General features: G+C 68.7%; 12 protein-coding genes and 1 riboswitch. Of the genes, 6 read left to right on the top strand and 6 right to left on the bottom strand.

What is annotated here, in order from left to right:
• Positions 1-75: 75 nt before the first annotated feature.
• Positions 76-1,440: a hypothetical protein gene (locus ACFWRT_RS29890; RefSeq protein WP_380953623.1), complete on the top strand. Its 1,365-nt coding sequence runs from the start codon at positions 76-78 to the stop codon at positions 1,438-1,440.
• Between the two features lie 106 nt (positions 1,441-1,546).
• On the opposite strand, the gene ACFWRT_RS29885 is transcribed toward ACFWRT_RS29890, so the two are convergent.
• The 5 genes from ACFWRT_RS29885 to ACFWRT_RS29865 all read right to left on the bottom strand — a co-directional run bounded on the left by ACFWRT_RS29885 (position 1,547) and on the right by ACFWRT_RS29865 (position 8,871).
• Positions 1,547-2,566 (bottom strand): ribonucleotide-diphosphate reductase subunit beta, encoded by a 1,020-nt coding sequence (locus ACFWRT_RS29885; RefSeq protein WP_030810657.1) that lies wholly within the window; start codon positions 2,564-2,566, stop codon positions 1,547-1,549.
• Complete coding sequence (locus ACFWRT_RS29880; protein WP_380953624.1) at positions 2,566-4,980, bottom strand: ribonucleoside-diphosphate reductase subunit alpha; 2,415 nt, start codon at positions 4,978-4,980, stop codon at positions 2,566-2,568. The genes ACFWRT_RS29885 and ACFWRT_RS29880 overlap by 1 nt, the downstream gene beginning before the upstream one ends.
• A 135-nt stretch (positions 4,981-5,115) precedes the next feature.
• Positions 5,116-5,238, bottom strand: a riboswitch (cobalamin riboswitch).
• Between the two features lie 191 nt (positions 5,239-5,429).
• Positions 5,430-5,633 (bottom strand): YbdD/YjiX family protein, encoded by a 204-nt coding sequence (locus tag ACFWRT_RS29875; protein ID WP_380953625.1) that lies wholly within the window; start codon positions 5,631-5,633, stop codon positions 5,430-5,432.
• Positions 5,630-7,855, bottom strand: coding sequence for a carbon starvation CstA family protein (locus ACFWRT_RS29870; RefSeq protein ID WP_380953626.1), 2,226 nt, complete (start codon positions 7,853-7,855; stop codon positions 5,630-5,632). The genes ACFWRT_RS29875 and ACFWRT_RS29870 overlap by 4 nt, the downstream gene beginning before the upstream one ends.
• A gap of 251 nt (positions 7,856-8,106) precedes the next feature.
• Positions 8,107-8,871 carry a GntR family transcriptional regulator gene (locus ACFWRT_RS29865; RefSeq protein WP_018510045.1) on the bottom strand — a complete coding sequence of 255 codons (765 nt, stop codon included), beginning with the start codon at positions 8,869-8,871 and terminating at the stop codon, positions 8,107-8,109.
• Between the two features lie 279 nt (positions 8,872-9,150).
• Here ACFWRT_RS29865 and ACFWRT_RS29860 point away from each other — a divergent pair, with 279 nt between their 5' ends.
• The 4 genes from ACFWRT_RS29860 to ACFWRT_RS29845 all read left to right on the top strand — a co-directional run bounded on the left by ACFWRT_RS29860 (position 9,151) and on the right by ACFWRT_RS29845 (position 13,974).
• A complete protein-coding gene (locus ACFWRT_RS29860) occupies positions 9,151-10,449 on the top strand; it encodes a sugar ABC transporter substrate-binding protein (protein WP_380951090.1) in 1,299 nt (432 codons plus the stop codon).
• A 115-nt stretch (positions 10,450-10,564) separates the two neighbouring features.
• Positions 10,565-11,572 carry a carbohydrate ABC transporter permease gene (locus ACFWRT_RS29855; protein ID WP_380951091.1) on the top strand — a complete coding sequence of 336 codons (1,008 nt, stop codon included), beginning with the start codon at positions 10,565-10,567 and terminating at the stop codon, positions 11,570-11,572.
• Positions 11,569-12,429: a carbohydrate ABC transporter permease gene (locus ACFWRT_RS29850; protein WP_380951092.1), complete on the top strand. Its 861-nt coding sequence runs from the start codon at positions 11,569-11,571 to the stop codon at positions 12,427-12,429. Before ACFWRT_RS29855 ends, ACFWRT_RS29850 begins: the two co-directional genes overlap by 4 nt.
• 9 nt (positions 12,430-12,438) lie before the next feature.
• Positions 12,439-13,974: a glycoside hydrolase family 3 protein gene (locus ACFWRT_RS29845; protein WP_380951093.1), complete on the top strand. Its 1,536-nt coding sequence runs from the start codon at positions 12,439-12,441 to the stop codon at positions 13,972-13,974.
• Positions 13,975-14,112: 138 nt separating this feature from the next.
• Here the strand turns inward: ACFWRT_RS29845 and nagB are convergent, their stop codons facing one another.
• Entirely contained in the window at positions 14,113-14,898 is a 786-nt protein-coding gene (nagB, locus tag ACFWRT_RS29840) for a glucosamine-6-phosphate deaminase (RefSeq protein WP_380951094.1), read from the bottom strand.
• A gap of 184 nt (positions 14,899-15,082) precedes the next feature.
• Here nagB and ACFWRT_RS29835 point away from each other — a divergent pair, with 184 nt between their 5' ends.
• Positions 15,083-16,165 carry an SIS domain-containing protein gene (locus ACFWRT_RS29835; protein WP_380951095.1) on the top strand — a complete coding sequence of 361 codons (1,083 nt, stop codon included), beginning with the start codon at positions 15,083-15,085 and terminating at the stop codon, positions 16,163-16,165.
• The last annotated feature ends 245 nt before the right edge of the window (positions 16,166-16,410 follow it).

The following is a 16,410-nucleotide window of genomic DNA, read 5'->3' as shown; positions in this document are numbered from 1 at the left end:
CCGCAGTAGGGGTATGGCGGTACGGTGACAGGGAGGCCATGCGGTATCACGGGTATCACGGGGGCGGGAACGATCATGAGCGCACCGAACCAGCGGTTGCGGGATCTCATCTCCGAGTCAGGTCTCACCTATGAAGCACTCGCTAAGGCCGTCCGGCGGGTCGCTGCCGAGTGCGGCATCGAGTTGGCCACGAACAAGGGCATGATCCGGCACTGGCTCAACGGTGTCGTACCGCAGGAGACGACCGCTCGGTTCTTGGCCGCCGCTCTGTCCCGGCACCTCGGCCGTCTGCTCACGCCGGCCGACCTAGGCCTGCCGAGCCCGGATGTGTCAGAGGATGACACCATGGGCCTGTCCCTCGGGGCGGACCCGATCGATGCCCTGGTGCCGATGTGGAGGGCCGAATTGGACCGGCGAACCTTCCTGACCAGTTCCGCCTACTCCGTTGCCGCTGCCGCACTGCCTCTCGACTACGTGCAGGAGGTGGCCGACAGGTCGGCTGCAGCTCGCACCGGACACATCGTCGGAATGGCCGAGGTACGTGCGGTGAGGGACATGGTGAGGATGTTTTCCGAGATGGACGAACGCCATGGCGGTCGGCACGGGCGCTCCGCCCTTGTCCAATACCTCCGCGACGACGTCGCACCGCTGTGCCGTGCCCGCTTCCACAACGAGGAGATGCGTCGGTACATGCTCTCCGCCGCCAGCCGGGGTGTGCACCTCCTGGGCTGGAAGTCCTACGACGCGGGACAGCAGGGACTCGCCCAGCGCTACTACCTTCAGTCCTACGCACTGGCTGTTGAGTCCGGCATCACCGGGCAAGACGGGTTCGTCATGCGCACCATGGCCATGCAGGGTTTGAAGCTTCACCGCCCCGAGCACTGCCAGGGCCTCGCGGAAACCGGACTGAACCGAGCCAAGGGCAAGGTCGACAACGCGACCATGGCTCTGTTCCGTGTCGTCCACGCCCATACGCTCGCCAAAAGCGGGCAACAGCGAGCCGCTGTCCTCGAGGTCGACCGCGCTCGTGAACTCCTCGTCGCCGACAAGGGCGACGAGACCCCTTTCTGGGCTCTGGCCTGGGGACCACCCGCCGCCTCCGTCTACTCCCGGACGGCCAAGGTGCACGAGACACTGGGGGATTTCAGCGCCGCCGCGAGTCATTACGCCCGGGCGGCGACCGCCCGCCCCGCCACGACCTACGCGCGGATCGTCTCGCTCGACCTCGTGGCCGGCGCGGAGATGCAGCTCAAGCGTGGCCGGATCGAGGAGGCGTGTGAGACCTGGAACCGGGCCATCGACCATATGGATGGCGTGCAGTCGATGCGTACACGCAAAGCTGTCAAGAACATGCGCAAGGACCTCGCGCGGTTCCGCGCTCGCGGGGTGCGCTGTGCCGCGGAGCTCGATGAGCGCGTGCTCGACTTCCTCGCGCGATAAGCAGTAGCTCGACGGGCGCTGCACGCACGCCGAGCGAGACAGGAAAGCTCTTGTGGTGAGGATGCCGCTCGCCGGACATCCTCACCACAAGAGCTTGAGCCGAGGCCTAGAAGTCGTCGTCGAACCCGACCGAGCCCTCCACCGCCACCTGGTAGGCGGACGGGCGGCGCTCGAAGAAGTTCGTCAGCTCCTGGACGCCCTGGAGCTCCATGAAGGAGAACGGGTTCTCCGAGCCGTACACCGTCGGGAAGCCCAGGCGGGCGAGGCGCTGGTCGGCGACGCACTCCAGGTACTGGCGCATCGACTCGGTGTTCATGCCCGGCAGGCCCTCGCCGCACAGGTCGCGGCCGAACTGGAGCTCCGCCTCGACGGCCTCCTTCAGCATGTCGGTGACCTGCTGCTGGAGCGCGTCGTCGAAGAGCTCCGGCTCCTCCTTGCGGACGGTGTCCACGACCTCGAACGCGAAGTTCATGTGCATCGTCTCGTCACGGAACACCCAGTTGGTGCCCGTGGCGAGGCCGTGCAGCAGGCCGCGCGAGCGGAACCAGTACACGTACGCGAAGGCGCCGTAGAAGAACAGCCCCTCGATGCACGCCGCGAAGCAGATCAGGTTCAGCAGGAAGCGGCGGCGGTCGGCCTTCGTCTCCAGCCGCTCGATCTTCTCGACCGAGTCCATCCACTTGAAGCAGAACTGGGCCTTCTCGCGGATCGAGGGGATCTCCTCGACCGCGTCGAACGCCGCCGCCCGGTCGTCCGGGTCGGGCAGGTAGGTGTCGAGCAGCGTCAGATAGAACTGGACGTGCACGGCCTCCTCGAAGAGCTGCCGCGACAGGTAGAGGCGCGCCTCGGGGGAGTTGATGTGCTTGTACAGCGTCAGCACGAGGTTGTTCGAGACGATCGAGTCGCCCGTCGCGAAGAAGGCGACGAGGCGGCCGATCATGTGCTGCTCACCCGGCGACAGCTTCGCGAGGTCGGCGACGTCCGAGTGGAGGTCGACCTCCTCCACGGTCCAGGTGTTCTTGATCGCGTCCCGGTACCGCTCGTAGAAGTCGGGGTAGCGCATGGGGCGCAGGGTCAGCTCGAAGCCCGGGTCGAGCAGGTTCTTCTCGTTGTTCGTGGTGCTCATTACTGGCAGGCCTCGCAGGACTCGGGGTTCTCAAGAGAGCAGGCGATGGCGTCCGCGTCGGGAGCCGACGCCTGCTGTACGGGAATGGGGGCGGCGGCCGACACCTGGCCGGACGCGGCACGGGCGATCCGGGTCGCCGGGCGCGAACGCAGGTAGTACGTCGTCTTCAGCCCCTGCTTCCAGGCGTACGCGTACATCGAGGAGAGCTTGCCGATCGTCGGCGTCTCCAGGAACAGGTTGAGCGACTGGCTCTGGTCGAGGAACGGCGTACGGGCCGCCGCCATGTCGATCAGGCCGCGCTGCGGGATCTCCCACGCCGTGCGGTACAGCGCCCGCACGTCGTCGGGGATCCAGGCGAAGCCCTGCACGGAGCCGCTGGCCTCGCGCAGCGCCTCGCGGGTGCGGGCGTCCCACACGCCGAGCTTCTTCAGCTCGTCCACCAGGTAGCCGTTGACCTGGAGGAACTCACCGCTGAGCGTCTCGCGCTTGAACAGGTTGGAGACCTGCGGCTCGATGCACTCGTACACACCGGCGATCGAGGCGATCGTGGCGGTCGGCGCGATGGCGAGCAGCAGCGAGTTGCGCATCCCGGTCTTCGCGACCCGGGCGCGCAGCGCGTCCCAGCGCTCCGGCCAGTTCAGCTCGGTGTCGTAGTGGTCCGGGTGCAGCACACCGCGCGCGGCCCGCGTCTCGGACCACGCGGGCAGCGGGCCCGAGCGCTCGGCGAGGTCGCAGGACGCCTCGTACGCGGCGAGCATGATGCGCTCGGAGATCTTCGTGGAGAGCGCGCGGGCCTGCGGCGAGTCGAAGGGCAGGCGCAGCTGGAAGAAGACGTCCTGGAGGCCCATGGCGCCCAGGCCGACCGGCCGCCAGCGGGAGTTGGAGTTCCCGGCCTGCTCGGTGGGGTAGAAGTTGATGTCGACGACCCGGTCGAGGAAGGTCACGGCCGTACGGACCGTGGAGTCCAGGCGGTCCCAGTCGATCGAGCCGTTCGCGACGAAGGCGCCCAGGTTGACCGAACCGAGGTTGCAGACGGCCGTCTCGCCGTCGTTGGTGACCTCCAGGATCTCCGTGCACAGGTTCGAGGAGTGCACGACCCGGCCCGGCTCGGCGGTCTGGTTCGCGGTCCGGTTGGAGGCGTCCTTGAACGTCATCCAGCCCTGGCCGGTCTGCGCGAGGGTCCGCATCATCCGGCCGTACAGCTCACGCGCCGGCATCGTCTTGCGGGCCAGGCCCTTGGCCTCGGCCGCGCGGTAGGCCGCGTCGAAGTCGTCGCCCCACAGGTCGACCAGCTCGGGGACCTCGGCGGGGGAGAAGAGCGACCACTCGGTGTCCGCGTCGACGCGGCGCATGAACTCGTCCGGGATCCAGTGCGCCAGGTTCAGGTTGTGCGTACGCCGCTGGTCCTCGCCGGTGTTGTCGCGGAGCTCCAGGAACTCCTCGATGTCCGCGTGCCAGGTCTCCAGGTAGACCGCCGCCGCGCCCTTGCGCCGGCCGCCCTGGTTCACCGCCGCCACGGAGGCGTCCAGCGTCTTGAGGAACGGCACGATGCCGTTGGAGTGCCCGTTGGTGCCCCGGATCAGCGAACCACGCGCGCGGATACGGGAGTAGGAGAGGCCGATGCCGCCCGCGTGCTTCGAGAGGCGCGCCACCTGGTGGTAGCGGTCGTAGATCGAGTCCAGCTCGTCCTTGGGCGAGTCCAGCAGGTAGCAGGAGGACATCTGCGGGTGCCGGGTGCCGGAGTTGAAGAGCGTGGGGGAGGAGGGGAGGTAGTCCAGCTTGCTCATCAGCCCGTAGAGCGCGGCGACCTCGTCCAGCGCGCGCACCGACTCGTCCTCGGCGAGGCCCGCGGCCACGCGCAGCATGAAGTGCTGCGGGGTCTCGATGACCTGGCGGGTGATCGGGTGGCGCAGCAGGTAACGGCTGTGCAGCGTACGGAGACCGAAGTAGCCGAAACGGTCGTCCGCGCCCTCCGCCAGCGTCCGCTCCACCAGCGCGTCCAGCGCCTCGGCGTGCAGCTCCACGAAGGCGGCGGTGCGGTCCGCGATCAGACCCTCGCGGTGGCCGACGGCGACCGAGGCGGAGAACGACGTGGCGCCCTGGCCCGCGGCCTCGTCGGCGATCGTACGGGTCAGCAGCCGGGCGGCGAGTTTGGAGTACGCCGGGTCCTCGGAGATCAGGCCCGCCGACGCCTCGGTGGCCAGCGAGCGCAGCTCGGCCTCGTCGGAGCGGGCGTTGCGCCCGCGCAGCGCGGAGGCGGCGACCCGTCCGGGGTCGGTGTCGGGCAGATCGACGGTGAGGTCGGTGAGGGTCCGCAGGAGGGCGGTCCCGGGTCCGTCGTTCTGGCCTGCTCCGGGCGTGGTGGAGGCAGCGGATTCGGTGGCTGAAACCGGATCGGCGGGCGCGATGGTCACGGGGCTTTCCCTCGCTCGGCTGGGGGCCGGCGGCGAGCGGGGGAGCCGGGCAGCACGATGCCCGTGAAGGCAGCACTGCTTGCGGCGTCCACCGGCCCATCCGCGAGGCCCGGACGTCTGGCATCCGGTTCGGTCGAGCCGGACGCGCTGTCGACAGGTCGTCGGACTTCGGGTGTGCAAAAGCACACTGATCACACCGTTGCGGGACAGTTCCGGATTCGCACCGGATTCCCCTGCGGCGACAGCGAGGTCGAGCATACATGTGGGGGGCGCTCGATGAGGAAGCCCCCACATGTTGTGTCGGCGTGAACAGATGTCGGTATGGCGGTCTGGCTTCTTCGCCCGGCTTTTTCCGTATCGGCCGGGTGCACGGGCCCTCTTGCGAGGGCGCGAAAAGGGGCCGCCGCGCCCCTGGGAGGGGTGCGACGGCCCCGATCGGCCGGTGGTGGTCAGCAGCAGCGGAAGCCCTCGCGGGGATCCGCCTCGCGGGCGTCCATGCGGCTGTGTTCGAAGGCGCGGCGGGTCATCACCGGCGTGTCCGGATCGTGGACCCTCGCGTGCGCCACATAGCGGTCGTACGTCGACTCGCCGGTCAGCTCACGGACGTACCAGCGGATCCGCCCGGCCACCCGCCGTACGTCCGCGAGGGTCATGTCCGGCTCCCCGTTCCCGCCGCCTCCTTGCGGAGGCCGCCCTCGGGGCCGACACCGGCGGCGAGCAGCTCGGCCTTCTCCTCCTTGGTCGCGAGGAGCGATGCGGGGGCGACGAGCTTGGACTCGACGTACGGCGCCTCGTGGAGCTTGACGGTCTCCGGGTCGCGGATGGCCTTGTAGCAGACCCGGCCGGCGTCCACGAGCACCACGATGATGAGGAGCGCGAAGAGCGCGCAGAGCACCCCGTCGACGGTGGAGTTGGTGACGACGGTCCGCATGTCGTCCATGGACTTGGCCGGCGGCAGCACCTCGCCCGCGTCGATGCCCGCCTGGTACTTGTCGCGCTGCGCGAAGAAGCCGACCTTCACGTCCGGCGAGAAGATCTTCTGCCAGCTCGCGGTGAGGGTGACCGCCACGTCCCAGGCGAGCGGGACCGCGGTGACCCACGCCCACTTCAGGCGGCCGGACTTGACGAGCAGGGTGGTGCAGACGGCCAGCGCGACGGCGGCCAGCAACTGGTTGGCGATGCCGAAGAGCGGGAAGAGCTGGTTGATGCCGCCCAGCGGGTCGTGCACGCCGACCCAGAGGAAGTAGCCCCAGCCGCCGACCACGACGGCGCTGGCGAACCAGACACCGGGCTTCCAGCTCACCTCGCGGAACGGCTTGTAGGCGTTGCCCAGCATGTCCTGGAGCATGAAGCGCCCGACGCGGGTGCCGGCGTCGACGGTGGTGAGGATGAAGAGCGCCTCGAACATGATGGCGAAGTGGTACCAGAACGCCTTCATCGCCGTTCCGCCGATCACCGCGGAGAAGATCTCCGCCATGCCGAGCGCGAAGGTCGGCGCGCCGCCGGTCCGGGAGAGCAGACTCGTCTCCTCGACGTCCTTGGCGGCCTGCGCCAGGGCGTCCGGGCTGATGGTGAAGCCGAAGTTGGCGACGGCCTGGGAGGCGGACTGGACGCTGTCGCCGATGACGCCGACGGGCGCGTTGATGGCGAAGTACAGGCCCGGGTCGATGATGCAGGCCGCGATCATCGCCATGATCGCCACGAACGACTCGACCAGCATCGCGCCGTAGCCGATCACGCGGATCTGCGTCTCCTTCTGGACCATCTTCGGCGTGGTGCCGGAGGAGACCAGGGAGTGGAAGCCGGAGAGCGCGCCGCAGGCGATGGTGATGAACACGAACGGGAACATCGAACCGGCGAAGACCGGCCCCGAGCCGCTGGTGGCGAAGTCGGTGACGGCCGGCATCTTCAGGGTCGGCAGCGCGACGACGACGCCGAGGGCCAGCAGCCCGATCGTGCCGACCTTCATGAAGGTGGAGAGGTAGTCGCGCGGGGCCAGCAGCAGCCACACGGGGAGCACGGAGGCGAGGAACCCGTACACGATCATCCAGATGACCAGCGTGCCCGGCTCCAGCGTGAAGAAGTCCGCCCACGACGACTCGGCGACCCAGCCGCCGGAGACGATCGCGAGGAGCAGCAGCGCGACGCCGATGAGGGAGACCTCACTGACCTTGCCGGGCCGCAGGATGCGCAGATAGACACCCATGAAGAGGGCGATCGGGATCGTCATGCCGATGGAGAAGACGCCCCACGGTGAGTGGGCGAGCGCGTTCACGATGACCAGCGCGAGGACCGCGAGCAGGATGATCATGATGATGAAGACCGCGACCAGGGCGGCGATCCCGCCGACCGGCCCTATCTCGTCGCGCGCCATCTGACCGAGCGAACGGCCGTTGCGGCGGGTCGAGAAGAAGAGCGTCACCATGTCCTGGACGGCACCGGCGAAGATGACGCCGACGACAAGCCAGATCGTGCCGGGCAGATAGCCCATCTGCGCCGCGAGCACCGGGCCGACCAGCGGCCCCGCCCCCGCGATGGCGGCGAAGTGGTGGCCGAACAGGACCCGGCGGTCGGTGGGGTGGAAGTCGACACCGTTGTCCAGCCGCTCGGCGGGGGTCGCGCGGTTCTTGTCGACCTTCAGCACCCGGTTGGCGATGAACCGGGAGTAGAAGCGGTACGCGATGGCGTACGAGCCCAGCGCCGCCGCCAGCATCCAGGCGGCGGAGACCTCTTCACCGCGCGAGAGCGCGAGGGTGGCCCAGCCGATGGCGCCGGCCAGGGCGACCAGGCTCCAGACGACTATGGACTTGGGGGACGGTGCCCGCCGTCCCGGTGCTTGTGGAACCGGTGGTGCTGGTGTGGGCGATTCCGGCATGTCGATCCGTCCCCTCGCGTGATCACTGTTCGTAACGTGCGCGAAATCTAGGTGGTACGGCCGCTGTCCGGAACCCCTGTCCGCATACCGGTCGCGTATCACCGATGTCTCCACCGAAGTTCCGCAGTAAGGACACGGACGGAAGGGGGGGTCGGTTCACCCGGTCCGGGCGGTAGCGGAAATGACCGAAAACAGGCGGTGGCCCGGGGAACTCCTCCCCGGGCCACCGCCTGTTCGCCTGTTCCTGGTTCTCAGTCCACCGGCCGCTTCAGGCGGGCCACGAACTTGTACCGGTCGCCCCGGTACACGGATCGCACCCACTCCACGGGTTCGCCCTGGCCATCGATGGAATGGCGGGAGAGCATCAGCATCGGCAGCCCCACGTCCGTCCCCAGCAGACCCGCCTCGCGCGGCGTGGCGAGCGAGGTCTCGATGGTCTCCTCGGCCTCGGCGAGGCGGACGTCGTACACCTCGGCGAGCGCGGTGTAGAGCGAGGTGTACTTCACCAGCGAGCGGCGCAGCGCCGGGAAGCGTTTGGCCGAAAGATGCGTGGTCTCGATGGCCATCGGCTCCCCGCTGGCGAGGCGCAGCCGCTCGATGCGCAGCACGCGGCCGCCCGTCGAGATGTCCAGCAGTCCGGCGAGCGTGTCGTCCGCCGTCACATAGCCGATGTCGAGCAGTTGGGACGTCGGCTCAAGCCCCTGGGCGCGCATGTCCTCGGTGTACGAGGTCAGCTGGAGCGCCTGGGAGACCTTGGGCTTGGCGACGAACGTCCCCTTGCCCTGGATCCGTTCGAGCCGCCCCTCGACGACCAGCTCCTGCAGGGCCTGGCGCACGGTGGTGCGCGAGGTGTCGAACTCGGCCGCCAGGGTGCGCTCTGGCGGCACGGGGGTGCCGGGCGGCAAGGTATCGGTCATGTCGAGGAGATGCCGCTTGAGCCGGTAGTACTTCGGTACGCGCGCGGTGCGCGTACCGTTGCCGGTCTCGCTCCCCGAACTGCCGCCGTCGGCACCCATGGCCCGCCTCTCCGACGCTTGCGTTGCTGCCGTCACCGGCTCCTCCGTCTGTCGCGGCTCACATGGTGGCACGGTCCGGTCACGGGTCGTCGCCCTCCCTTAGGTGTCGGTCCTATAACGGACGCGAGTGCACTTCTTATACACCCTTGACACCCCTAAAGGTCTAGGCCAAGCTCCCGGTACTGGTCTAAACCATTAAAGACCAGGTCCAGCCCCAGCAGAACTCGTCGAATGTCTTCGCGGTGGGTGGGGTTGCAGCATCCCTGAGGAGGGTTTGACGTGAAGCGCAAGCTCATCGCGGCTATCGGTGTCGCGGGCATGTTGGTTTCGGTCGCGGCGTGTGGTTCCGACGACAAGGCATCGTCGCAGGACCCCAAGGACCGCAAGGAGACCCTGACCGTCTGGCTCATGGGCGAGGCCCAGTCGACCTGGCCCGAGCTGGTCAAGGACACCAACGCCGAGTTCAAGAAGAAGTACCCCGGCGTCACGGTCAAGGTTCAGTACCAGCAGTGGGCCGACAAGGTCAAGAAGCTTGACACCTCCCTCGGTGGCGACAAATTCCCGGACGTTGTCGAACTCGGCAACACCGAGACGATGCAGTACATCCTCAATGGTGCACTCGGGGAAATCGACCCCAAGAAGTACGAGAACTCGGACACCTGGATCAAGGGTCTGAAGGACACCTGCACCTTCGAGGGCAAGACGTACTGCGTTCCTTACTACGCCAGTGCCCGTCTGGCCGTCTACAACAAGGACATGCTGAAGGCCGGCACCGGCAGCGACGAGCTCCCGCAGACCGAGGACGAGTTCCTCAAGGCGATGGACAAGGTCTCCGCCTCCCTCGGCAAGAAGGACAAGCGCGCCTCCTCGCTCTACTTCCCGGGCCGCTACTGGTACGCCGCGATGTCCTACGTCGCCGCCTACGGTGGCCAGATAGCCACGTACGACGAGGGCTCCAAGGAGTGGAAGGGCTCGCTCTCCTCCCCCGAGTCGCAGAAGGGCCTGGAGCACTTCGTCAACCTGGTCAAGAAGTACAACAAGGCCGACCAGACGAAGGACGAGCAGGACCACGCCAACGTCATGGCCAACGAGAAGGCCGCCGTGATCTACGGCCAGGCCTGGGAGGCCGGCAGCGTCACCACGGGCGAGAACGGCAACCCGAAGCTCGAGGGCAAGATCGCCACGGCCGGTATCCCCGGCCCCGAGGGCAAGGCCCTCCCCTCCTTCATCGGCGGCTCGGACCTCGCGACGGTCTCCAAGTCCAAGGTCCAGGACCTCGGCCAGGACTGGATCGCCCTCTTCACCAACGCCAAGGGCGGCGACGTCCTCGCGTCGAAGAACGTCCTCCCGAACAACGAGAAGCAGCTCGAGCCGCTGAAGACGAAGCCGGAGACCGCGGCCATCGCCAACGCGGTGCCGGACGCCTGGTTCACGCCGATCGCGCCGGGCTGGGCCTCCGTCGAGAAGGAGGAGATCCTGGAGAACGTCCTCCTGGAGATCCTCAAGGGTGCCTCCGTCGCCGACGCCTCCAAGAAGGCCGACGACAAGATCAACGCCCTGATCAACAAGAAGTCCTGACCTTCCGGTCGCCAGGCGGGGGCCCGGCAGAGATGCCGGGCCCCCGCCCTCTTCTCGTAAGTGAACGCCGTGAATTCCGGGGCTCGCCCCGGACCCGCGATGGAAGGTCAGCCACGTGTCTGCCGCTGATACCAAGGCCGTCGGGCCGCCGGTCCCCGTACCACCCGACCCGCAGCCGACCCGGAAGTCGTCCTCCGACGACGACGCGCCCCGGGTACAGAAGAGGAAGCGGAAGAAGGGCGAACTCCTCCCCTACTTCCTGATCCTCCCGGCGATCGTGGCGATCGCCGCCGTCTACCTCTACCCGCTCGGCAAGACCGTAGTCATGTCCTTCCAGGACATGGGCCGGCGCGAACTGTGGTCCGGAGAGCCCGCCCCCTGGGTGGGCTTCGAACAGTTCACCAACATCCTCGGCGACCCCGAGTTCTGGTGGGTCACCTTCCGCACGATCGTCTTCATGGCCATCTGTGTGACGCTGACGATGGGCATCGGGCTGCTGGTCGCCCTGCTCATGCGCAAGCTCTCCACCTGGGTCCGGCTCGTCCTGACGGTCGCCCTCATCGCCGCCTGGTCGATGCCGCTGATGGTCGCCGCCTCGATCTTCCGGTTCATGGCCGACTCCGACTACGGCTTGATCAACACGCTGATCGCCAAGGTCGTCGGCGAGGACTGGCTCGGCCACAACTGGTACCTCAACCCGATCCAGGGCTTCGGCATCATCACCCTGCTGGTCGTCTGGGGCGCCATCCCGTTCGTGGTCGTCACCCTGTACGCCGCCCTCACCCAGGTCCCGCAGGAGCTGGAGGAGGCCGCGGCGCTCGACGGCGCCAGCGCGTACGGCATCTACAAGTTCGTCACCTGGCCGGTCATCAAGCCGGTCTTCACCATGGTCGCCACCCTCTCGGTGATCTGGGACTTCAACGTCTTCGGCCAGATCTGGCTGCTGCGTGGCAACAAGCCCGAGCCGGAGTACGAGACCCTCGGCCTCTACTCCTACTCCAAGGCGTTCGAGTCCACCTCCTTTAGCCAGGGCACCGCGATCGCCCTCATCACGGTGCTGCTGCTGTCCGGCGTGGCCGTGTACTACCTGCGCCAGCTCATGAAGACGGGAGAGGTCGAATGAGCAGTACGACCGAAACACAGGTGCTGCGCCCCGACCGCAAGAAGAGCCGGCTCCACTTCGACCTGCTCGGCCTCGGCATCGCCGTCGTCATGATCTTCCCGGTCTACTGGCTGGTCATCAGCGCCCTGCGGCCCAACCGCGAGATCCGCAGCTACGACCAGACCCTGTGGCCCACGTCGATCACCTTCGACAACTTCGTACGGGCCACCGAGCAGCCGAACTTCACCACCGCCATCCAGTCCAGCCTGATCGTCGCCGTCACCGCCGTGCTCGGCGGCATGATCATCGCGACCCTGGCGGCCCTGGCCATCGGCCGGTTCAAGTTCTTCGGCCGCAAGGCCCTGATCCTGATCATGATCCTGGTCCAGATGCTGCCGCCGACGGCGATGCTCATCCCGATCTACGCCCAGCTCAACGCCATGGGCGGAATCGACGAGTACTGGGGCCTGATCGTCGTCTACCTGGTCTCCACGCTGCCCTTCGCCACCATCATGATCCGCGGCTTCGTCGTGAACATCCCGGTGGAGCTGGAGGAGTCCGCGATGGTGGACGGCTGCACCCGCTTCCAGGCCTTCCGCCGCGTGATCTTCCCGCTGCTCGCCCCCGGGCTCGCCGCCGCGTCGATCTTCGCCCTGGTGAACGCGTGGAACGAGTACCTCTTCGCGTACATCCTGATCAACGACAACTCCAAGTACACGCTCAACGTGTGGCTGATGACCTTCACCACCGAGCGCGGAACGGACTACGGCGCACTCATGGCGGCCTCCACCATGATCGCCCTGCCCGTCGTCATCTTCTTCATGATCATCCAGAAGAAGATGGCCGCTGGGCTCACCTCCGGCGCTGTGAAGGGATAGTGCGGGCCCATGACCACCCTCGTTTCCACCACGGACACCCTGACGCGTGACGCGCTCGCGGTGCTCCAGCCCGGATTCACCGGAACCACCGCACCGGACTGGCTGCTGCGCCGCGTCGGTGAAGGGCTCACCTCCGTCGGGCTGTTCGGCCGCAACATCGCTTCGCCCGAGCAGCTCGCCGCCCTCACCGCACGGCTGCGCTCCGAGCGGGACGATGTCCTCGTCGCCATCGACGAGGAGGGCGGGGACGTGACCCGCCTGGAGGTCAGGGACGGCTCCTCGTTCCCGGGCAACTTCGCCCTCGGCTCCGTCGACGACGTCGACCTGACCCGGGCCGTCGCCCACGAGCTGGGCCGACGGCTCGCCGCGTGCGGCGTCAACCTGAACTGGGCGCCGTCCGCCGACGTCAACTCGAACCCGGACAACCCGGTCATCGGCGTACGCTCATTCGGCGCCGACACCGCCCTGGTCGCCCGGCACACCGCCGCGTACATCGAGGGGCTCCAGGCCGCCGGCGTCGCCGCCTGCACCAAGCACTTCCCCGGCCACGGCGACACCGCGGTCGACTCGCACCTGGCGACGCCCCGCATCGATGTGGATCTCGACACCCTGCACGCCCGTGAGCTGCTGCCCTTCCGGGCGGCCATCGCAGCGGGTTCCAAATCGGTGATGAGCGCGCATATCCTGCTTCCCGCACTCGACCCGGACCGCCCGGCCACCCTGAGTCCGCGGATCCTCACCGGTCTGCTCCGTCAGGAACTGGGCTACGACGGCCTGATCGTCACCGACGGCGTGGAGATGGAAGCCATCTCCAGGACCTACGGCATCGAGCGTGGATCGGTCCTCGCGATCGCCGCGGGCGCCGACGCGATCTGCGTCGGCGGCGGGCTGGCCGACGAGGAGACGGTGCTGCGCCTGCGCGACGCCCTGGTGGCGGCCGTGCACAGCGGAGACCTGACCGAGGAGCGGCTCGCGGACGCGGCCGCCCGTGTACGAGCCCTCGCGTCCTGGACGCAGGGGGCCCGGGGGGACGTCCCGGAGCCGGGCGCGGAAGTGCAGGAGGGGACCGCGCCCGGCACCGGAGTCAGCTCCGACATCGGCCTGGTGGCCGCGCGCCGCGCGGTGAAGGTCACCGGCACCGGCGCCCGGCTGACCGAGCCGGCCTACGTCGCGGAGTTCTCCGCGGTGGCCAACATCGCGGTCGGCGACGAGACCCCCTGGGGCATCGCGGCCGGACTCACCCGGCTGCTGCCGGGCACGGAGTCGGCCCGGTACACCGACGAGAGCGCCGACCCGGCGGCCGAGGCGGTCGCGGCGGCGGGGGAGCGGCGCATCGTCGCCGTCGTCCGCGACGAGCACCGCCACGCCTGGATGGGCGCGGCGCTGGACGCCCTGCTGGCGGCCCGCCCGGACACGATCGTGGTCGAGATGGGCGTCCCGGCGTCCACGCCGAGGGGCTCCCTCCACATAGCGACCCACGGCGCGTCCAAGGTCTGCGGCCAGGCGGCGGCGGAAGCGGTGACTTCCAGCCCGTCCGGCGTTTGAGGACGAGGCCGCAAGGCCGAAAAACGAGCCCGTCCGGCGATCGAGGAGAAGCCTCTCGTCGGACGGGCGGCACAACGGGAAGGGCCAGGACGCCTCACGGTGTCCTGGCCCTTCCCGCTCGTACAGTCGTACGACGACCTACAGCCCCTGCCACGCCGGCTTCGCCGCATACGTGGCGCGGAAGTAGTCCGCCAGCTTCAGCTTCGACGCGGCGGCCTCGTCCACCACCACCGTCGCATGCGGATGCAACTGGAGCGCCGACGCCGGCACGATCGAGGCGACCGGCCCCTCCACGGTCTGGGCGACGGCCTCCGCCTTTCCCTCACCCGTGGCGAGCAGGATCGGATGCCGGGCGTCCAGGATCGTCCCGATGCCCTGGGTGATCACGTGGTGCGGCACCTTGTCGATGTCGTCGTCGAAGAAGCGCGCGTTGTCCACCCGGGTCTGCTCGGTCAGCGTCTTGATCCGGGTGCGCGAGGCGAGCGAGGAGCACGGCTCGTTGAAGCCGATGTGCCCGTCGGTGCCGATGCCGAGAAGCTGGAGGTCGACCCCGCCTGCCTCCGCCAGCGCCCGGTCGTACGCCTCACAGGCGGCCTGGACGTCCTCGGCCGAGCCGTCCGGGCCCATGAAGGACGCCTCGGAGAGCCCGAGCGGCTCGACGACCTCACGCAGGACCACGGAGCGGTACGACTCCGGGTGGCCCGCGGGCAGCCCGACGTACTCGTCGAGCTGGCAGATGCGGGCGCGCGAGGCGTCAACAGCCCCGGCGGCGACCTTGGCCGCCAGCGCACGGTAGACGGGCAGCGGGGTAGAGCCGGTGGCAACGCCGAGCAGGGCGTCGGGCTTGCGGCTGAGCAGGGAGGCGATGGCCTCCGCGATCAGTTCGCCGCCTGCCGTGGCGTCCGGGACGATGACAACTTCCACGCTGTGCCTGCCGATCTGATGAGGGGACCCTGTGGTATAGACCAATCAAGGGTCCAATCTAGCAGAATCGGCCGTCTGTGCGGTGAACGGCCCGCGGTTCGGCCCACCCGCCCCGCCCGCTGGCGGACCCCGCGTTCGCCTGGTCGACTTGTCCGGTACGACACCGCATCGGGAGGCACCCTCCATGTCAGCCACCCCTCCGCCCGGCTCCGACGACCAGCGCGACGTGCCCGGCCGCATCATGTCCGGCGAGATGGCCGAGCAGCCCGCGATGCTGCGGCGCATCCTGGACCAGGGCGCGCCCCGCATCCGCGCGGTGGCCGCCGAGATCGCCGCCAGGAACCCCCGCTTCGTCCTGCTCACCGCGCGCGGCACCTCCGACAACGCCGCGCTCTACGCGAAGTACCTGCTGGAGATCCGGCTCGGCCTGCCCTGCGGCCTCGCCTCCATGTCCACCACGACGGCGTACGGGGCCAAGCCCGATCTGCGGGACGTCCTGGTGATCACCGTCAGCCAGTCGGGCGGCTCACCGGACCTGGTGGCCTCCACGCGGGCGGCCCGGGAGGCCGGCGCGGTCACCCTGGCGGTCACCAACAACCCGGACTCCGCGCTCGCCGCCGTATCCGAGTTCCACATCGACATCCTGGCGGGCCCGGAGAAGGCGCTCCCGGCCACCAAGACGTACACGGCCTCCCTGCTCTCCCTCTACCTCTTCGTGGCGGGCCTGGCGGGCGAGGACGGTACGGAGGAGGCGTCGGCCCTGCCCGACCTGGCGGGCGCGATCCTGGGCCGCCGGGCCGAGGTCAAGGCGCTGGCCTCCCGCTACCGCTTCGCCGAACGCATGGTGATCACCTCGCGCGGCTACGGCTACCCCACGGCCAAGGAAGCGGCCCTGAAGCTCATGGAGACCAGCTACATCCCCGCTCTCTCCTATTCCGGCGCCGACCTCCTCCACGGCCCGCTGGCCATGGTCGACAACATCTCCCCGGTGATCGCCGTGGTCACCGACGGTCGGGGCGGCGAGGCCCTCCAGCCGGTGCTGGACCGGTTGCGCGGGCGCGGCGCGGACCTCTTTGTGGTCGGACCAAAGGTGCAAGTGGAGGCGGCGTCGGCGGGCTTCTCACTGCCGACCTCGGGCGTCCCGGAGGAGTTGCAGCCGATCCTGGAGATCCTGCCGCTCCAGATGCTCGCGTACGAGGTCACCATCGCGCGCGGCCAGGACCCGGACTCGCCGCGCGCCCTGGCGAAGGTCACGGAGACGAGCTGAAGCCGGAACGGGCGCCGGAAACACCCGCGGGCCGCGGCGCCAGGGCGGGACCCTCAGCCCGCCCGGCACCGCAGCCCGGAGCCACCTGGCCGGCGGTGTGCGGTGCCTCCGGCCACATGAGGCACCGGCGCGGTCAGGGCAGAGAGCGCCGGGTGCCTCGGTCCGCTCTCCTGTGCGGGGAGAGCGGAGGTCTTGGTAGGACTATTGTGGACTAGACCAATTGCCCGTGTCCATCCATGTGCACG

The organism is Streptomyces cyaneofuscatus (assembly GCF_042718795.1).
Classification (GTDB): Bacteria; Actinomycetota; Actinomycetes; order Streptomycetales; family Streptomycetaceae; genus Streptomyces; species Streptomyces cyaneofuscatus_A.
This window is presented reverse-complemented; position numbering and strand designations above follow the sequence as displayed.

Coding starts and splice junctions, on each gene's coding strand:
- ACFWRT_RS29890 (WP_380953623.1), top strand. CDS start 76: ATGAGCGCACCGAACCAGCGGTTGCGGGATCTCATCTCCGAGTCAGGT.
- ACFWRT_RS29835 (WP_380951095.1), top strand. CDS start 15,083: ATGTCAGCCACCCCTCCGCCCGGCTCCGACGACCAGCGCGACGTGCCC.
- ACFWRT_RS29865 (WP_018510045.1), bottom strand. CDS start 8,871: ATGGGTGCCGACGGCGGCAGTTCGGGGAGCGAGACCGGCAACGGTACG.
- ACFWRT_RS29875 (WP_380953625.1), bottom strand. CDS start 5,633: ATGACCCTCGCGGACGTACGGCGGGTGGCCGGGCGGATCCGCTGGTAC.
- ACFWRT_RS29885 (WP_030810657.1), bottom strand. CDS start 2,566: ATGAGCACCACGAACAACGAGAAGAACCTGCTCGACCCGGGCTTCGAG.
- ACFWRT_RS29870 (WP_380953626.1), bottom strand. CDS start 7,855: ATGCCGGAATCGCCCACACCAGCACCACCGGTTCCACAAGCACCGGGA.
- ACFWRT_RS29845 (WP_380951093.1), top strand. CDS start 12,439: ATGACCACCCTCGTTTCCACCACGGACACCCTGACGCGTGACGCGCTC.
- ACFWRT_RS29850 (WP_380951092.1), top strand. CDS start 11,569: ATGAGCAGTACGACCGAAACACAGGTGCTGCGCCCCGACCGCAAGAAG.